The organism is uncultured Sulfitobacter sp. (genome assembly GCF_964021855.1).
Taxonomy (GTDB): Bacteria; Pseudomonadota; Alphaproteobacteria; order Rhodobacterales; family Rhodobacteraceae; genus Sulfitobacter.
Window position 1 is genome coordinate 891,025 of sequence record NZ_CAXHZD010000001.1, and the last position, 17,021, is coordinate 908,045.

General features: G+C 56.6%; 15 protein-coding genes. 2 read left to right on the top strand and 13 right to left on the bottom strand.

Annotated features, from left to right (window positions below):
• Positions 1-8 precede the first annotated feature (8 nt).
• The 13 genes from AADJ11_RS04350 to AADJ11_RS04410 form a co-directional block, all read right to left on the bottom strand.
• On the bottom strand, positions 9-1,379 hold the full coding sequence (locus AADJ11_RS04350; protein WP_341233316.1) for a phosphomannomutase: 1,371 nt from the start codon (positions 1,377-1,379) through the stop codon (positions 9-11).
• Between the two features lie 300 nt (positions 1,380-1,679).
• Positions 1,680-3,068, bottom strand: a complete 1,389-nt coding sequence (gene lpdA / locus AADJ11_RS04355; RefSeq protein WP_341233317.1) for a dihydrolipoyl dehydrogenase — start codon at positions 3,066-3,068, stop codon at positions 1,680-1,682.
• Positions 3,069-3,193: 125 nt separating this feature from the next.
• Positions 3,194-3,589, bottom strand: coding sequence for an MAPEG family protein (locus AADJ11_RS04360; RefSeq protein WP_341233318.1), 396 nt, complete (start codon positions 3,587-3,589; stop codon positions 3,194-3,196).
• Positions 3,590-3,603: 14 nt separating this feature from the next.
• Positions 3,604-3,987 carry an MAPEG family protein gene (locus AADJ11_RS04365; protein WP_341233319.1) on the bottom strand — a complete coding sequence of 128 codons (384 nt, stop codon included), beginning with the start codon at positions 3,985-3,987 and terminating at the stop codon, positions 3,604-3,606.
• A 52-nt stretch (positions 3,988-4,039) separates the two neighbouring features.
• Positions 4,040-5,545 carry a 2-oxoglutarate dehydrogenase complex dihydrolipoyllysine-residue succinyltransferase gene (gene odhB, locus AADJ11_RS04370; RefSeq protein WP_341233320.1) on the bottom strand — a complete coding sequence of 502 codons (1,506 nt, stop codon included), beginning with the start codon at positions 5,543-5,545 and terminating at the stop codon, positions 4,040-4,042.
• Positions 5,546-5,547: 2 nt separating this feature from the next.
• Positions 5,548-8,511, bottom strand: a complete 2,964-nt coding sequence (locus AADJ11_RS04375) for a 2-oxoglutarate dehydrogenase E1 component (protein ID WP_341233321.1) — start codon at positions 8,509-8,511, stop codon at positions 5,548-5,550.
• Positions 8,512-8,587: 76 nt separating this feature from the next.
• Positions 8,588-9,475, bottom strand: coding sequence for a succinate--CoA ligase subunit alpha (gene sucD, locus AADJ11_RS04380; RefSeq protein WP_341233322.1), 888 nt, complete (start codon positions 9,473-9,475; stop codon positions 8,588-8,590).
• A 230-nt stretch (positions 9,476-9,705) separates the two neighbouring features.
• On the bottom strand, positions 9,706-10,899 hold the full coding sequence (gene sucC / locus AADJ11_RS04385; protein WP_341233323.1) for an ADP-forming succinate--CoA ligase subunit beta: 1,194 nt from the start codon (positions 10,897-10,899) through the stop codon (positions 9,706-9,708).
• Between the two features lie 399 nt (positions 10,900-11,298).
• Positions 11,299-12,336, bottom strand: a complete 1,038-nt coding sequence (locus tag AADJ11_RS04390) for a MaoC family dehydratase (protein WP_341233324.1) — start codon at positions 12,334-12,336, stop codon at positions 11,299-11,301.
• Positions 12,336-12,539, bottom strand: coding sequence for a DUF1737 domain-containing protein (locus AADJ11_RS04395; RefSeq protein ID WP_341233325.1), 204 nt, complete (start codon positions 12,537-12,539; stop codon positions 12,336-12,338). Before AADJ11_RS04395 ends, AADJ11_RS04390 begins: the two co-directional genes overlap by 1 nt.
• Positions 12,540-12,554: 15 nt before the next feature.
• A complete protein-coding gene (locus tag AADJ11_RS04400) occupies positions 12,555-13,112 on the bottom strand; it encodes an NnrU family protein (RefSeq protein ID WP_341233326.1) in 558 nt (185 codons plus the stop codon).
• A gap of 4 nt (positions 13,113-13,116) precedes the next feature.
• The gene (locus AADJ11_RS04405; protein WP_341233327.1) at positions 13,117-13,974 is read right to left on the bottom strand and encodes a CoA ester lyase; all 858 of its coding nucleotides are present in this window, start codon (positions 13,972-13,974) and stop codon (positions 13,117-13,119) included.
• Positions 13,975-14,074: 100 nt separating this feature from the next.
• A complete protein-coding gene (locus AADJ11_RS04410; protein WP_341233328.1) occupies positions 14,075-14,827 on the bottom strand; it encodes a sulfite exporter TauE/SafE family protein in 753 nt (250 codons plus the stop codon).
• Between the two features lie 153 nt (positions 14,828-14,980).
• On the opposite strand from AADJ11_RS04410, the gene AADJ11_RS04415 reads away from it, so the two are divergent.
• Both AADJ11_RS04415 and mdh read left to right on the top strand, forming a co-directional pair.
• A complete protein-coding gene (locus AADJ11_RS04415) occupies positions 14,981-15,838 on the top strand; it encodes a PRC-barrel domain-containing protein (protein ID WP_341233329.1) in 858 nt (285 codons plus the stop codon).
• Positions 15,839-16,025: 187 nt separating this feature from the next.
• On the top strand, positions 16,026-16,988 hold the full coding sequence (gene mdh, locus AADJ11_RS04420; protein WP_093917053.1) for a malate dehydrogenase: 963 nt from the start codon (positions 16,026-16,028) through the stop codon (positions 16,986-16,988).
• Positions 16,989-17,021 lie beyond the last annotated feature (33 nt).

The following is a 17,021-nucleotide window of genomic DNA, read 5'->3' on the forward strand; positions in this document are numbered from 1 at the left end:
AGTGCCCCCTACGGCATCATCTTTGCACGCAGGATATCCAGCCCCTGAGCCAGTAAATCCTCTGCTGCGTCAACGCTGTCAGCCTCAGCGTAAAACCGCAGCTCCGGCGCATTGCCGGAGGGACGAAGATGCACGATGCGGTTGCCGGCGCAGATCATCCGCAAGCCGTCCGTGCGATCAACCGCAACCTCGGTCAGGGCATACTGCTTCAGGAACGCTGCGCGGGTATCGTCGTCGGTGCTCAGCTCAGCGATAAAGGCTTGGGCCGTTTCGGTGGCGACACCCTGCAAGCGATCCGCCGCGGTAAAGCGCGCGGGTTGGGCGGCGACGGCGGCGGCTAGGCTGCCTGCCGCTTTGGCCGCGACCAAGCTGGCGAGAATAGGCAATACAGCATCGCGGGTCATAAGAGCTGGCAATGCGCCAGCAGGGCCTTGCGCATCATAGCCCAACAGAAAGCCGCCGTTTGCCTCGTACCCCACAACGCGCCCCTTGGCGCTTTCCATGCCTGCAATGACGAAGGGCGATCCAATTTTGGTGCGGATAACGCTGTCGAACACCTGCTCTGCCCCAGAGTTCGACGATACAGGTGTGACAGCAATCGGCGCACCCAAATTCGTACCCGTTATCTGCCCGAGCAGATCCCCCGGCACGACATTGCCCATCGCATCTGCGACCAGCGGCCGGTCGCCATCCCCATCGGTTGACACGATTGCGTCCAGCGGGTGATTGCTGGCCCAATGGCGCAGCTGCGCACGCACGTCTTCGGGCACAGCTTCGGTATCCACAGGCACGAAATGCGCGGAACGGCCGAGCTCGGTGATCTGGGCGCCCAGTTGGGTCAGCAGGTTAACCATCAAATCGCGCCCAACGGCGGAGTGGCTGTAAACCCCGATGCGCATGCCTGCCAGCGCCGTTCCATAGGCCATTTTGTAGCGGGCGATATAGGCGGCTTCTGCGGTGGTATTCGTTATTGCCTCGGGGCCGTCATGGGTGGGGACCGCATCAAGATTTGCCAGAATGGCGGCCTCATGGGCCTTGGTGATCTCGCCCTCGGGGGTATAGAATTTGATCCCGTTCCGGTCGTCAGGAATATGGCTGCCTGTCACCATCACCGCAGCACAGCCCGCGTTCATAGACGCCAGGGCCAAGGCAGGCGTCGGCACGGCCCCCGCATCAGTGACCTGCACCCCCATCTCGCGTGCCGCGTTTGCGACCATCCTAGATATCGCTGGCGAAGACCCCCGTAAATCGCGCCCGATCCAGATGCCATTCCCCACAGGGCAGGTCGCGATGAAAGCCCTGACATGAGCACCGATAAGATCAGAGGTAAGTTCAGTCACAAGCCCGCGCAGGCCGCTGGTTCCGAATTTAGGGGGCATGGCGGGGTCCTTTGGTTTGTTACTTATTTTGAAAATAAGGGCGACGGCATCATGTGCGAAGGTTTAATCAGGTATATCGGAAGAGTGCCACAATCAGCTCAAATAGCCATAACTCACTGCCAATTGTGCCAGAGTCGGTTTTGCGTCTGTGAATCTGAGGCAATATTATAAATGAATTATACGCCAGTAAGAAGAATGCTACATCACCCACTGTGCTAAGATGGCGGAGCCTTTGCCGCCTGGCACGCGGGCGATTTTCAGGTTTTTAGGGGAGGTGGGGCGTGAACCCCACCTAAGAAATCACATGTGGATCGCACCATCGCCGCAGGCCAGTGCGGCTTCGCGCACGGCCTCGGAATAGGTTGGGTGGGCATGGCATGTCATCGCCAGGTCTTCGGCGGATGCGCCGAATTCCATTGCGACGCATACCTCGTGGATCAGATCGCCAGCGGCTGGTCCGATGATATGCGCACCCAGAATGCGGTCGGTTTCCTTGTCCGCGATAATTTTGACAAAACCGTCACCGGCAAAGACCGCCTTGGCCCGCGCGTTGCCCATAAAGCTGAACTTGCCGACCTTATAGGCGCGGCCCGCTTCTTTGAGCTGCTCTTCGGTGGCACCGACATTGGCAACCTCGGGGTGGGTATAGATCACGCCGGGGATCACGCCGTAGTTGACGTGCCCGTGCTTGCCCGCCACGACCTCTGCCACAGCCATGCCTTCGTCTTCGGCTTTGTGGGCCAGCATCGGGCCCTCGATCACATCGCCGATCGCGTAGATGCCGTTTACCGAGGTTTGCCAATGATCGTTAACCGCGATCTGGCCGCGCTTTGTCCGCTCGACGCCCAAACCATCAAGGTCCAGACCGTCGTAGAAGGGCTTGCGGCCTGTGGCGACCAGAACGACGTCGGCATCCAGCGTGTGTTCGCTGTCATCCTTGCGCAATTTATAGGTGACCTTGGCCTTGGTTTTCGTGGCGTCGGTGCGTTGCACGGCTGCGCCCATAACGAAATTGATGCCCTGCTTTTTCAGCAGCTTCATAAACTGTTTTTGAACTTCGCCGTCCATGCCGGGCGTAATCGCATCCAGATATTCGACAACAGTAACTTCGGACCCCAGCCGCGCGTAGACAGAGCCAAGCTCGAGCCCGATCACGCCTGCGCCAATCACGACAAGCTTCTTGGGCACTTTGTTCAGGGTCAGCGCACCGGTTGATGTTACGACGACTTTCTCGTCCACTTCAACACCGGGCAGGGATGCTGGCTCTGATCCGGTTGCGATGATGATATTTTTAGCTTCGTGGATGTCGTCACCGACTTTGACTTTGCCGGGCTCTGGGACAGTGGCCCAGCCTTTGATCCAGTCAATCTTGTTCTTTTTGAACAGAAACTCGATGCCCTTGGTATTGGTGTCGACGGTTTTCTGCTTGTAGGCCAGCATCTGGTTCCAGTCGACCGAGGGGCTTTTGCCCTTGAGGCCCATTTCAGCAAAGTTATGTTCGGCCTCGTGCAGCATATGGGTTGCGTGCAGCATCGCCTTGGAGGGGATACAGCCCACGTTCAGGCAGGTCCCGCCAAGCGTTTCGCGGCCTTCGACACAGGCCGTCTTGAGGCCCAATTGGGCACAACGAATGGCGGATACATAGCCGCCGGGGCCGGAGCCGATGATGATGACATCGTAGCTGGACATGGAAGGTCTCCTTGGTAGGTCGGGCGATTATTTGTTTCAGGCGAGGTGCCGGTTTAGAAGTAAGCTAGGGGGCGCTGCCCCCGTGCGCAAGCGCACTCCCCCGGGATTTATGGCCATTTGGAAAGTCAGAAGAGCGCTGCAATCAGCATAAGAACAGTTGCGACAAAGCCCATCAGCCAGATGAGCGAGCGGCCCGGGCGCAGCCCGTAGGCGTAGGCGGGGATATAGGCGATGCGGGCGGCCAGAAATACCCATGCGAGAAGGGCAGTATAGGGAGTGCTTTGGCCTGTGGTCTGGATGGCCAGCGCTGCAATGCTGAACAGGATCAGCGCCTCGAACATGTTGTTCAAGGCGCGACCCAACCGTGCCGTCCGGTCGGACATTTGGCGTGTCGGTTCGCGGTCACGGGCGGATAGGGTGTAGCCCATCCCCAATTCTAGATTGGCGGGGATGGCAAACAGGGCAAAGGTCATAACCTGCAGCAGTGCTGCGAGAATGAGAACGGTAAGTTCGGGTCCCATTGCAGCATCCAGCCTTATAGCGCGAGAAAGTACAAAACGGCGGTGGCGGCAAACCCGGCCAGCCAAACGAGGGTACGCACTGCGGGAATGCCAAATGCATAGACCGGTAGATAGATGATGCGGGCGATTAGAAACACCTGAGCCGCCAGAAGGCTGGCGGAGCTGGTACGGTCAAGCACCACCAGAATGAGGATCGCAGGGGCAAAAAGTGCCATTGCGGTAATGGAGTTGGTCAAGGCCCGTTCGAGCCGGGCGGTCATACCGCTGACGGTCCGCGTTTCATCGCGCGACGAAATTAGATACCCAAGGCTAAGCTGCTGCATGCCGCCCAGAACCTGTAGCAGAATGGTCAGCAAAACCAGCAGACCGTAGGCGGCGAGTATTGTCGTTTCTGTCATGGTCGACCCCTTTGTGATTTAGGCGCGGGCGATGTGCCCGCGCGCCGATTATTTACAGATCCATCAGCAAACGACGTGGATCTTCCAATGCCTCTTTCACGCGGACAAGGAAGGTTACAGCGCCTTTGCCGTCGACGATGCGGTGGTCATAGCTGAGTGCCAGATACATCATCGGGCGGATCACAACCTGGCCGTTAATCGCCATTGGGCGTTCCTGGATTTTGTGCATGCCAAGGATACCCGATTGCGGCGGGTTCAGGATCGGCGAGGACATCAGCGAGCCGTAAACACCACCGTTGGAGATGGTGAAGGTGCCGCCTTGCATTTCGGCCATCGACAATTTGCCATCGCGGGCTTTGGCCCCCATTTCGCCAATCGATTTTTCGATGGTGGCAAAGGACATGTCTTGGGCGTCTTTGATTACAGGGACCACAAGGCCCGTTGGCGTGCCTGCCGCGATGCCCATGTTGACGTAGTTTTTGTACACAACATCGGTGCCGTCGATTTCGGCGTTCACCTCGGGCACTTCATGCAGGGCGTGAATACAGGCCTTGGTGAAGAAGGACATGAAGCCCAGCTTTACGCCATGTTTCTTCAGGAACAGGTCTTTGTATTCATTCCGCAGGGCCATAATCTCGGTCATGTCGACCTCGTTATAGGTGGTCAGCATGGCCGCGGTGTTTTGGCTGTCTTTCAGGCGCTTGGCGATGGTTTGACGCAGACGGGTCATTTTCACCCGTTCTTCGCGTGCCGCATCTTGTGGGGCAGAAGGCGCGCGCGGGGCGGCTGCCGGTGCTGGCTTCGCAGCGGAGGTTCCGGCGGCGACGGCCTTGGCAACGTCTTCTTTCATGACGCGGCCGTCGCGGCCTGTGCCAGTGACCTGATCGCGTGTGATACCGGCCTCTGCCATTGCCTTTTTCGCAGAAGGCGCATCTTCGATATCGCCGGAGGCGGGGGCTGCGGATGGGGCTGCAGGGGTATCAGTCTTTGGCGCGGGTGCGGCGGCGCCGGCACCTTGGGCGATGACGGCAAGCTTGCCGTTGGCTTCGACGGTGGCACCCTCTTCGAACAGGATTTCGGTCAGGGTGCCTGCGGCGGGGGCTGGCACTTCGACGCTGACCTTGTCGGTTTCCAGCTCGCACAGCATTTCGTCGGCTTCGACTGTATCGCCGACTTTCTTGAACCATGTGCTGATTGTTGCCTCGGTCACGGATTCACCAAGGGTGGGGACCATGACATCAATGGCATCACCACCAGCGGCCGGTGCTTCGACCTTGGCGGTTGCGGCGGGCTTTTCTTGCTTGGTGGCGGGTTTTTCGCCGCCTTCAGAGATATTGGCAAGCAGGGCATCGACGCCAACGGTTTCGCCTTCGGCGGCGACGATATCGGCAAGGGTCCCTGCAATCGGGCTGGGCACTTCGACGGTGACCTTGTCGGTTTCCAACTCGCACAGCATTTCGTCAACCTCGACATGATCGCCGGGTTTCTTGAACCATGTTGCCACGGTCGCTTCGGTAACGGATTCACCCAGTGTCGGGACGCGTACTTCGCTTGTCATGGTTATTTTCCTTCGATGGTCAGCGCTTCGTCAACGAGGGCTGCTTGTTGTGCTTTGTGTTGTGAGGCCAGACCCGTTGCGGGCGACGCCGATGTGGCGCGACCGACGTAAACGGGGCGGGTGTGCGTGGCCTTGATCCGGCCCAGTACCCATTCGATATTGGGTTCGATAAAGGTCCAAGCGCCTTGATTTTTGGGTTCTTCCTGACACCACACCATTTCAGCATTCTTGAACCGTTCAAGTTCCTTAACCGCGGATTGTGCGGGGAAGGGATAGAACTGTTCAAAGCGGAGCAGGTAGACGTCGTTGATGCCGCGGGCGTCGCGTTCTTCCAGCAGGTCATAATACACCTTGCCGGAACACATGACGACGCGCTTGATCTTGTCATCAGCCACCAGCTTGGTGTCCGAGTTTCCTTGCTGCGCATCATCCCACAACACGCGGTGGAAGCTGGAACCTGTTGTAAACTCCTCGGCCTTGCTGACGGCCATTTTGTGGCGCAGCAGGGATTTCGGGGTCATCAACATCAGCGGCTTGCGATAGCTGCGGTGCAGCTGGCGGCGCAGCAGGTGGAAGTAGTTCGCAGGTGTCGTGCAGTTGGCCACGATCCAGTTGTCACCACCACACATTGTCAGGAACCGTTCCAAACGTGCGGAGGAGTGTTCTGGGCCTTGCCCTTCGTAGCCATGCGGCATCAGGCAGACGAGGCCGGACATGCGCAGCCACTTGCTTTCGCCGGAGCTGATGAACTGATCGAACATGATCTGCGCGCCATTGGCAAAATCGCCGAACTGCGCTTCCCACAAGGTCAGAGCGTTGGGTTCGGCCAGCGAATAGCCGTATTCAAAGCCCAGAACCGCATATTCGGACAGCATCGAATCGATAACCTCGTATTCGGCTTGGCCTTCGCGGATGTGGTTCAGCGGATAATACCGGTCTTCGTTTTCCTGGTTAATCAGTGCCGAATGCCGCTGAGAGAATGTACCACGTGCGGAATCTTGGCCAGAAAGACGTACCTTGTATCCTTCGGTCAAGAGCGAGCCAAAAGCCAAAGCTTCGGCGGTGGCCCAGTCGAAACCGGAACCGGATTTGAACATCTCGGCCTTGGCGTCCAGCAACCGGTTAACGGTTTTATGCATCGGGAAATTGTCAGGCGCAGTTGTCAGCGCCTTGCCAACCTCTGCCATGGTATCCTTGGCAATCGCGGTTTTGCCGCGCTGGTATTTCTTTTCCTTGGCCTTATCCAAATGGGACCACTTACCATCCAGCCAGTCGGCTTTGTTGGGGCGGTATTCTTTGCCGGCCTCGAATTCCGTGTTCAGCTTCTCTTGGAACGCGGCTTTCATGTCCTCGATCTCGCCCTCGGGGATCAATCCGTCTTTGACAAGGCGATCTGTATAAAGCGTCAGTGTTGTCTTTTGCTTTTTGATCTTTTTGTACATCACCGGGTTGGTGAACATCGGCTCGTCGCCTTCGTTGTGACCAAAGCGGCGGTAGCAGATGATATCCAGCACCACGTCTTTGTGGAACTTCTGGCGGAATTCTGTGGCAACACGCGCGGCGTGAACGACGGCTTCTGGATCGTCGCCGTTAACGTGGAAAATCGGGGCCTCAACCACCAGCGCGTTATCGGTGGGATAGGGGCTGGAACGGCTGAAATGCGGCGCGGTGGTAAACCCGATCTGGTTGTTCACAACGATATGCATGGTGCCACCGGTGCGGTGCCCGCGCAGGCCGGACAGCGCGAAACATTCAGCGACAACGCCCTGACCCGCAAAGGCCGCATCGCCGTGCAGAAGGATCGGCATGACCGAGCTGCGTTCTTTGTCGTTCAATTGGTCTTGCTTGGCGCGGACTTTGCCCAGAACAACCGGGTTCACGGCCTCAAGGTGGGACGGGTTGGCGGTCAGCGAAAGGTGAACGGTGTTGCCGTCGAATTCGCGGTCCGAGGACGCGCCAAGGTGATATTTCACATCGCCCGAGCCATCAACATCTTCGGGCTTAAAGCTGCCGCCTTGGAATTCGTTGAAAATCGCGCGGTAGGGTTTTTGCATAACATTGGCGAGAACCGACAAACGGCCACGGTGCGGCATACCGATCACGATATCCTGCACGCCCAGCTGGCCACCACGTTTGATCACCTGCTCCATCGCGGGGATCAGGGATTCACCACCGTCCAAACCAAAGCGTTTCGTGCCCATGTATTTAACGTGCAGGAACTTCTCAAAGCCTTCCGCCTCGACCAGCTTGTTCAAAATCGCCTTGCGGCCATTCTTGGTGAACTGGATTTCCTTGCCGTACCCTTCGATCCGCTCTTTCAGCCAAGCGGCTTCTTCTGGGTTGGAAATATGCATGTATTGCAGGGCAAATGTGCCGCAATAAGTGCTTTTCACGATGTCGACGATCTGCTTCATCGTGGCGATTTGCAGGCCCAGAACATTGTCGATGAAAATCGGGCGGTCCATGTCTTCGGGGCCAAAGCCATAGGCGGAGGGATCCAGCTCGGGATGGCTGGTGTGTTCGCGCATGCCCAGCGGATCAAGGTCGGCGGCAAGGTGGCCGCGAATGCGGTAGGCGCGGATCAGCATCAAGGCGCGGATGCTGTCCAGCACGGCGCGCTGCACTTGCGCGTCAGACAGTTCGATCCCTTTGGCGGCGGCTTTTTCGGTGATCTTCTGACCGGCGGCTTTCGTCTCGACAGGGGCAGGCCATTGGCCTGTCAACGCGGCGGTTAAATCATCTTGCGGCATGGGCGGCCAATCGTTGCGCGCCCACGAGGGGCCTGCCGCCTCGGCCTTTACGTCTGCGTCATCATCATCCATCGCCCGGAAAAACGCCTGCCACGCCTGATCCACAGCATTGGGATCATCGGCATACCGCGCATACATCGCTTCGAGGTAGGTGCTGTTCTGCCCTTCCAAAAAGGAAGAATCGTGGAACTGTTCGTTTTGCGGTTGTTCGGTCATGGCGATACCTCTGATGAGAGCGCTACGTTTGTATGGAGGAGGTCAGGCAGGGGATGCCCCGCCTGACCAAAGGGGATTAGCCTAGTTTGATGGCTTCTTGCACGGCTTCGCCCAGTGTCGCGGGGCTGTCCGCAACGACGATACCGGCTTCTTTCATGGCTTCGATCTTGCTTTCTGCGTCACCTTTGCCGCCTGCAACGATCGCACCGGCGTGGCCCATGCGACGGCCGGGAGGAGCCGTGCGGCCTGCGATGAAACCGGCGGTTGGTTTCCAACGGCCTTTCTTCTTTTCATCGGCCAGGAATTGTGCGGCTTCTTCTTCGGCGGAACCACCGATTTCACCGATCATGATGATCGATTGTGTTTCGGGATCGGCCAGGAACATCTCGAGGATATCGATATGTTCGGACCCTTTGATGGGGTCGCCGCCGATGCCAACCGCAGAGGATTGGCCAAGGCCAAGATCAGATGTTTGTTTCACGGCCTCATAGGTAAGTGTGCCCGAACGCGAGACAACCCCGCAGGTGCCGCGCTTGTGGATGTGGCCCGGCATGATGCCGATCTTGCAGGCGTCAGGTGTGATAACACCGGGGCAGTTTGGCCCGATCAAGCGTGACTTGGAACCGTCCAGCGCGCGTTTGACGCGCATCATGTCCAAGACAGGGATGCCTTCGGTAATGCAGATGATCAGTTCCATTTCGGCGTCAATCGCCTCGAGGATGGAATCGGCTGCGAAGGGCGGGGGCACATAGATCACGGTTGCATTGGCTTCGGTGACATGGCGCGCTTCGTGGACCGAGTTAAAGACCGGCAGATCAAGGTGCGATTGCCCGCCTTTGCCGGGTGTCACACCGCCAACCATTTTGGTGCCATATGCGATGGCTTGCTCTGTGTGGAACGTGCCCTGCGAGCCGGTGAGGCCCTGACAGATCACTTTGGTGTTTTCGTCTACGAGGACTGCCATTGTAATTTCCTATCTGTGGTTCGTAATGCCGAAAGATCAGCATTGTTATCTGAGAGGGCGTAGGCCCGTGAATTGTGCCGGGCTGACTTAGGCCACTCCAGTTTTGAAAAATGTCGCGTCGAGGGGGATGGTCGCGCCGCCGCCGCTGCATGCGCTACAACCGGCATCGCCAACGCGACACCGGTTGTGAAACTTCAAACACATGCTCAAAGGGCGCTGCGTCACTTGAATTAACCCTTAACGGCTTTCACGATCTTCTGTGCACCGTCTTTAAGATCGTCAGCGGCAATCACATCCAGACCGGAGTTGTTGATGATTGCTTTGCCTTCTTCGACGTTTGTGCCTTCGAGGCGGACAACCAGCGGAACCTTAAGGCCGACCTCTTTCACAGCAGCAACCACGCCTTCTGCGATGACGTCGCAGCGCATGATGCCGCCAAAGATGTTGACCAAGATGCCTTTGACCTGCGGGTCAGAGGTAATGATCTTGAACGCTTCGGTCACTTTTTCTTTGGTGGCACCGCCACCAACATCAAGGAAGTTCGCAGGCTCAGCGCCATACAGTTTGATGATGTCCATTGTGGCCATCGCCAGACCGGCACCGTTCACCATGCAGCCAATTTCACCGTCAAGCGCGATGTAGTTCAGGTCGTATTTGGACGCCTCAAGCTCTTTCGCATCTTCTTCGGTGGTGTCGCGCAATTCAGCGATATCACCGTGGCGGTACATTGCGTTGCCGTCAAAGCTGACCTTGGCATCAAGTACCTTCAGGTCACCGCTGTCGGTGACGATCAGCGGGTTGATTTCCAGCATTTCCATGTCTTTTTCGACAAAGGCTTTGTACAGCTGGCCCATCAAGGTCACGCATTGTTTCACTTGCTTGCCCTCAAGGCCCAGCGTGAAGGCAATACGGCGACCGTGGAACGCCTGATAGCCCGTTGCGGGGTCTACCGAAAAGCTAACGATTTTCTCGGGGGTCGATGCGGCGACCTCTTCGATGTCCATGCCGCCCTCGGTCGAGCAGACGAAACCAACGCGCGATGTTTGACGGTCAACGAGCAGGGCAAGGTAAAGCTCTGTCTCAATGCCGGAACCGTCTTCGATGTAGATGCGGTTAACTTGCTTGCCAGCAGGGCCGGTCTGGTGCGTGACCAATGTGCGGCCCAGCATTTTTTTGGCTTCTTCGGCAGCTTCTTCGACCGATTTGGTCAGGCGTACACCGCCCTTGTCGCCAGCGTCCGCTTCTTTAAAGGACCCCTTGCCGCGACCACCTGCGTGGATCTGCGCCTTGACCACCCACAATGGGCCGTCCATTTCGCCAGCGGCTGTTTTTGCGTCTTCTGCTTTCAGTACGACGCGGCCGTCGGATACTGGCGCGCCATATGTGCGCAATAGGGCTTTCGCCTGATATTCGTGGATGTTCATGAAAAACGGTCCCGTATTTGTTCCAGTCAAATCGCGGTATACGATTGAGTCTTGATACTGGGTAAACAGTTTTTTGCGGAAATACAGTTTTTTTCATACAAAAGCGACATTTGTGATCACACGATAAATCGGTGTGATCACAAATATGCTTATGCTGCCGGAAACGCCCTTTGGAACAGGGCTGCGATCTTTACGGGTTGAGGCGATTTTGGGGAAAACTTGATTCAATGCCCAGTAAATCAAGGGCGATAAATATTCGGTGACGACATGCTCTCGCATCGGATTGTGGCTCTAACGCACGGAAGCTTAGTCGCGATTAGCTTGTGAGATTTGATTTCACTCGCCCCAGGCCTGTGCGCAAAGTCGTGGCGCGGCCATGCGGCGCGCCACAACGCAAAGTTATTTCGGCATCAAAGCCCAGTAGTCCAGATCAAGCAGAACGTCGGGCAGATACTTGCCGTCCTCACCTTTCAGTTTAAACGGATCGCCGCCCTTGGTTGCCACCAACCGCAAGCGAATGGCACCAACGCCGGGCGCGGATGTGTCCGCTTTGTCCAAAACCTCGGACCAGGCGCGAATGGTGTCGCCGGACAGACACGGGTTCGCGTGTGCGCCACCATTCAACCCGACGATCATCTGCGCGTTGGCCAGGCCGTTAAACGACAACGCGCGCGCCATCGAAATCACATGTCCACCATAGATCAGCCGCGACCCATCCGGGCGGGCGGAGGTGTCGAAATGCACCTTGGCGGTGTTTTGCCATAGACGTGTGGCCATCATGTGTTCGGCCTCCTCCACGGTGACGCCGTCAACGTGATCGATCTTTTCGCCAATTTCGTAATCGTCCCAGCGGTGGGCTTCGCCTGCCAAGGTGAAATCGTAGTTAGTGAAATCAAGATCATCAGGAATATGAAGCTGGCCGACGCTCAGCGCCTTGGGCAGGTTTGGCACAACTTCGGCAGGGGCGGGGGCGTTGATATCGCGTTTGCGGACCATCACCCAGCGGACATATTCCAGCACCTTGGTGTCGTCCTGATTATAGCCCGAGGTGCGCACATAGACGACGCCGGTTTTACCGCTCGAGTTTTGTTTGAGGCCTATCACCTCGGACACAGACCGCAGGGTATCGCCCGGCCAGACGGGTTCAAGCCAGCGGCCTTGGGCATAGCCCAGATTGGCCACGGCATTCAGCGACACATCAGGCACGGTTTTGCCGAATACGATGTGAAAGGTGATCATATCGTCCATCGGGCTGAACGGCAGTCCGCAGCTTTGCGCGAATTGGTCGGATGAATATAGCGCGTGACGTGCCGGATACAGCGCATGATATAGCGCGCGTTCGCCGCCCTTTACCGTACGGGGCACCGCGTGCTGGATGGTTTGTCCGACGCTGTAATCTTCGAAAAACCGGCCTGCGTTTGTCTTGGTGCCCGCCATCAGTGCGCCCCCAGTTTTGTTTCTGGTGTATAGGTGCCTTCAACTTCTTTCGTGACGGCCTGCCCGCAGCGCATCACGCCCGCCGCGTCATCCCATGTCTGGGTGGGAGAACCGTGAAGCTCCCATCCTTTATTCAGGGCTTCGGTAACCTTGTGGCAAAAGGCGGACGTGTCCTCTTCGGACAGGAAACGATAAAGCTTCATCAGTGTACTTTCAGATTAAGAGACGGGCGAGACACCAAGCAATGTGTGGATCGAAATAGTGATGATCAGCATTACAACCGTGATGACGGCCAGACGGATATATGTCGCCTTGCCTGCGGCGGGCGGCGGTGTCCAATCGGGTTCAGCTTTGTTGATCAGGATGACCGAACCGACAGCCCAAACAAGCATACCGCCGAACAGGATAATTGATGCCAGATCACCGTTCACCAGCAAATGCGCGACGGCCCAGATTTTCACTGCCATCAATTGCGGATGCCGGGTTTTGTAGGCGGGCCAGGCTTTCGCGCCTTTGGCAGCACTTGATCCATAGACCCAAAAGGCGAAAACCATCAGCAGGTTGTTGAGATGCGTCAAAAAGCTGGGCGGGTACCAGACGTCAATAAACGCGGCACCGCGATACCCGATGATGATCATAACGAGCGAGACCACGATCGCCACAGCGATCACCCCTTTACCCTTGTTGCCAAGGGCGGCGCGCTGTTCCGGCATCAGCCGTCTGAAATAATGCGCACCGACCCAAAGGATCATGCCGAGGATCAAAAGTGCCATCATGGGGCTACTCCGCTTGTAGGGCCGCTATTGCGTCCAGTTTTGCCAATGTTTCGCGGGCTGTGGCAACATGCAGGTTCTCTACAATGCGGCCGTCCACGACTGCCACACCCTGACCTGTCGCTTGCATTTCGTCAAACGCTGCGATCTGGCGGCGGGCAAGGTCTGCTTCGACCTCGGACGGCGAAAATGCTTCGTTCGCCACGTCCAGCTGTGCGGGGTGGATCAACGTCTTGCCGTCAAAACCCATATCGCGGCCTTGGTCGCATTCAACGCGGTGGCCGTCATCATCCTTGAACGCATTATAAACGCCGTCGATGATCGCAATGCCGTTGGCCTTGGCGGCCAGTACGCATAGGCCGAGGCCTGTGAGCAGGGGCAAGCGATCAGGGCGGACGCGGGTTTGCAGATCTTTGTTCAGGTCGTTGGTGCCCATGACCATACATTGCAGTTTCGGATGCGCCCCAATCGCAGCAGCGTTGAGCATCGCACCGGGTGTTTCCATCATGGCCCACAGCGGAATGTCACCTGTGATCGCGGCAAGTGCGTCCAGATCATCGGGGCTGCCAACCTTGGGCAACAGAATCGCGTCGCAGTCCATCGCGGCGGCGGCGCGGGCATCGTCTGCACCCCATTCCGTGTCCAGCCCGTTGATACGGATCACTTTAAGACGGCTGCCGTACCCGCCGTCCTTCAGGGCTTGTGCCAAGGTTTCGCGGGCTGCGGCTTTTTCTTCTGGGATAACCGCATCCTCAAGGTCGAAAATAATCGCGTCAGCGGGCAGGCCGCGAGCTTTGTCCAGGGCGCGGTCTTTTGAGCCGGGGATATACAGGACAGAGCGTAGGGGGCGGGTGATTTTCGACATGATATGATCCTCCGAGAAATATTGTTGCGCGCAGGTCTGCATTTTTTAACGAAAACTTCAAGCGCAATTGTGCCGCGATGCAGCAATTCACGGGGCTGTATTAGGTCAACCCGTCCCAGATCAGTTTGCTACCGGTGGCCAGCAGTAAGACATAGGTAAGCGCGAAGAAGTGTCTTTCAGAAATGAATCGATGTGCTTTGACGCCGATCCACGCGCCAAGAATGGCAAAAGGGGCAAGCACAAGATCAGCCGTCATCGTGTCCCATGTGAATATCCCCAAAAACGCATAGGGGATAAATTTCGCGATATTGATCGTCCAGAACAACAGGACGGTGGAGGCTTGAAATTCCGTTTTCGTGAGGCCCCGTGACAGCAGGTAAATAGCGGCGGGAGGGCCACCGGCATGGCTGACAAAACTGGTAAAGCCCGCGACGCTTCCCCAGAAAATGCCCATCCAATCTGGCATTGCCTGTCGCGCCGCACGTATCCAACCTGCACCACGTCCCCATTGCCAAATTACAAAGCCAACCGAGATGCTGCCAATCAGCAGGCGGAAAAAATCTGGTGACGCGATTTTATAAAGGGCTGCACCCAAAAGAACCCCGGGAATGCCGCCGAGGACCAGTAATTTAACCTCATGCGCCCGCCACTTGCGCCAATAGGGTTTCAGCGTTGTGACATCGATAAGCATAAGTAACGGAAGCATAATTCCCAGTGCCAACCCGGGTTCGATTACCAGCGCAAGGACTGAAGAACTGGCGAAAGCGGCCCCCGATCCGAACCCGCCCTTTGATATGCCCGCAAAAATAACGGCCGGCCCCGCGATGAAAAAAAACCAAAGATCAAACGTCATCACATGGAACTTTCTAAGGGCGGTATCGGCGCAAAATTTATTTGTCGGAATTCGAAACTGACTTGGAACTCATTGGCGATATCTTGGTTAGTCCTGCAACCGAGCGATGTTCGCTTGGCGCTAAGTCTAGTACTTAAATAGGAGTAAACAGTAATGAAACGTTTTCTTGGAACCACCGCAATCATTCTTTCTCTGACGGGCCCAGCATTTGCAGCCTCGCATGCCGAAAACGGCATCGGCAGCACAGTGGCGCAATCGTCTGACTTCTTTGCATCCGATCTGATCGGCATGCGCATCTACAACTCTGAATCTGACGTTGATACGAACATGACAGTCGCCAACGGCGCTGAAACCGAATGGGACGACATTGGTGAAATCAATGACATCCTGCTCGACGAAAATGGCGATGTTAAAGCCGTCATTCTGGGCGTCGGCGGTTTCCTTGGCATGGGCGAACGTGATGTCAGCGTAAGCATGGACAGCATCAAAGTCCTGCGCAGCGAAGATGACGCCGATGACCGTTTCTTGGTTGTGACAACGTCGAAAGAGATGCTTGAACAAGCACCTGAATTCGAACGCCCCATGGACGAAGACATGGATGAAAACATGGATCGTGCCGAAACAGATCATTCCGCAACATCGGAAATGGATAAAGAAGCCCGTGCAGAAGAACGTACAATGCTGACACGTCCAACCGTAGCTTACGAAGGCTATTCGGATGCCGACGTTGAAGACATGCAAGCACTGACAGCCGAGGATCTGGAAGGTTCTTATGTTTACGGTGCGAATAACGAAACCGTAGGCGAAGTCGACAGCCTGATTCTGGGCGACGACGGTCAGATCAACGAGGTCGTGATCAATGTTGGCGGTTTCCTTGGCTTGGGTGAAAAACCTGTTGCCGTGACTTGGGACGAACTGCAGGTCCTGAAAAATGCCGAAGGTGACGACTTCCGCATTTACATCGACAGCAGCGAAGAAGCGCTTGAAGCGCAACCTGAATACCAAGGTTAATTCGAAAACACGCGCCAAGGTTGGGTTGTTTAACCCACTAAGGTAAATTAGGGGCCATTTCCTGCCGGAAGTGGCCCATTTTTATGCGTTTGTTCACCTTCCTTGGGCCATGATCCACGGGCAACTTGCACGGTGCGATGCATTTCGCTATCCCGTGGCCAATCTTAACCTTGTCGGAGTACACCACATGGCCAGACCCAAAATCGCGCTTATCGGCGCTGGGCAGATCGGGGGCACGCTTGCCCATCTCGCAGCAATCAAAGAACTGGGCGACGTCGTTTTGTTCGACATCGCCGAGGGCGTTCCACAGGGGAAGGCGCTTGATATCGCTGAATCCGGCCCGTCGGCAAAGTTCGACGCGACCATGTCGGGTGCCAATGATTATGCAGATATCGCAGGCGCTGATGTTTGTATTGTTACAGCTGGCGTTGCCCGCAAGCCGGGGATGAGCCGCGATGACCTGTTGGGCATCAACCTGAAGGTCATGAAATCTGTTGGCGAAGGCATCGCAGCCCACGCGCCAAACGCATTCGTTATCTGTATCACAAACCCGCTTGATGCGATGGTTTGGGCACTGCGCGAATTCTCGGGCCTGCCACACCACATGGTTTGCGGCATGGCTGGCGTTCTTGATTCGGCACGCTTCCGTCACTTCCTGGCGACTGAATTCAACGTGTCCATGAAAGACGTCACCGCGTTCGTTCTGGGCGGTCACGGCGACACCATGGTGCCATTGACCCGCTATTCGACTGTTGCCGGTATCCCATTGCCTGATCTGGTAAAAATGGGTTGGACCACACAGGATAAACTGGACGCAATCGTTCAGCGCACCCGTGATGGCGGCGCAGAAATCGTGGGCCTGCTGAAAACCGGTTCGGCGTTCTATGCCCCCGCGACATCGGCGATCGAAATGGCCGAAGCCTATCTGAAAGACCAAAAGCGTGTGCTGCCCTGTGCCGCATATGTTGACGGCTCTTATGGCTTGAACGGTTTCTACGTTGGCGTGCCAACCGTTATCGGTGCAGGCGGCGTAGAACGCGTTGTCGAGATTTCGATGGATAAAGACGAACAGGCGATGTTCGACAATTCCGTCAATGCCGTAAAAGGCTTGGTCGATGCGTGCAAAGGCATCGACGGCTCTTTGAGCTAAAGTATTGGCAGGGCGGCACCGCGTGCTGCCCTG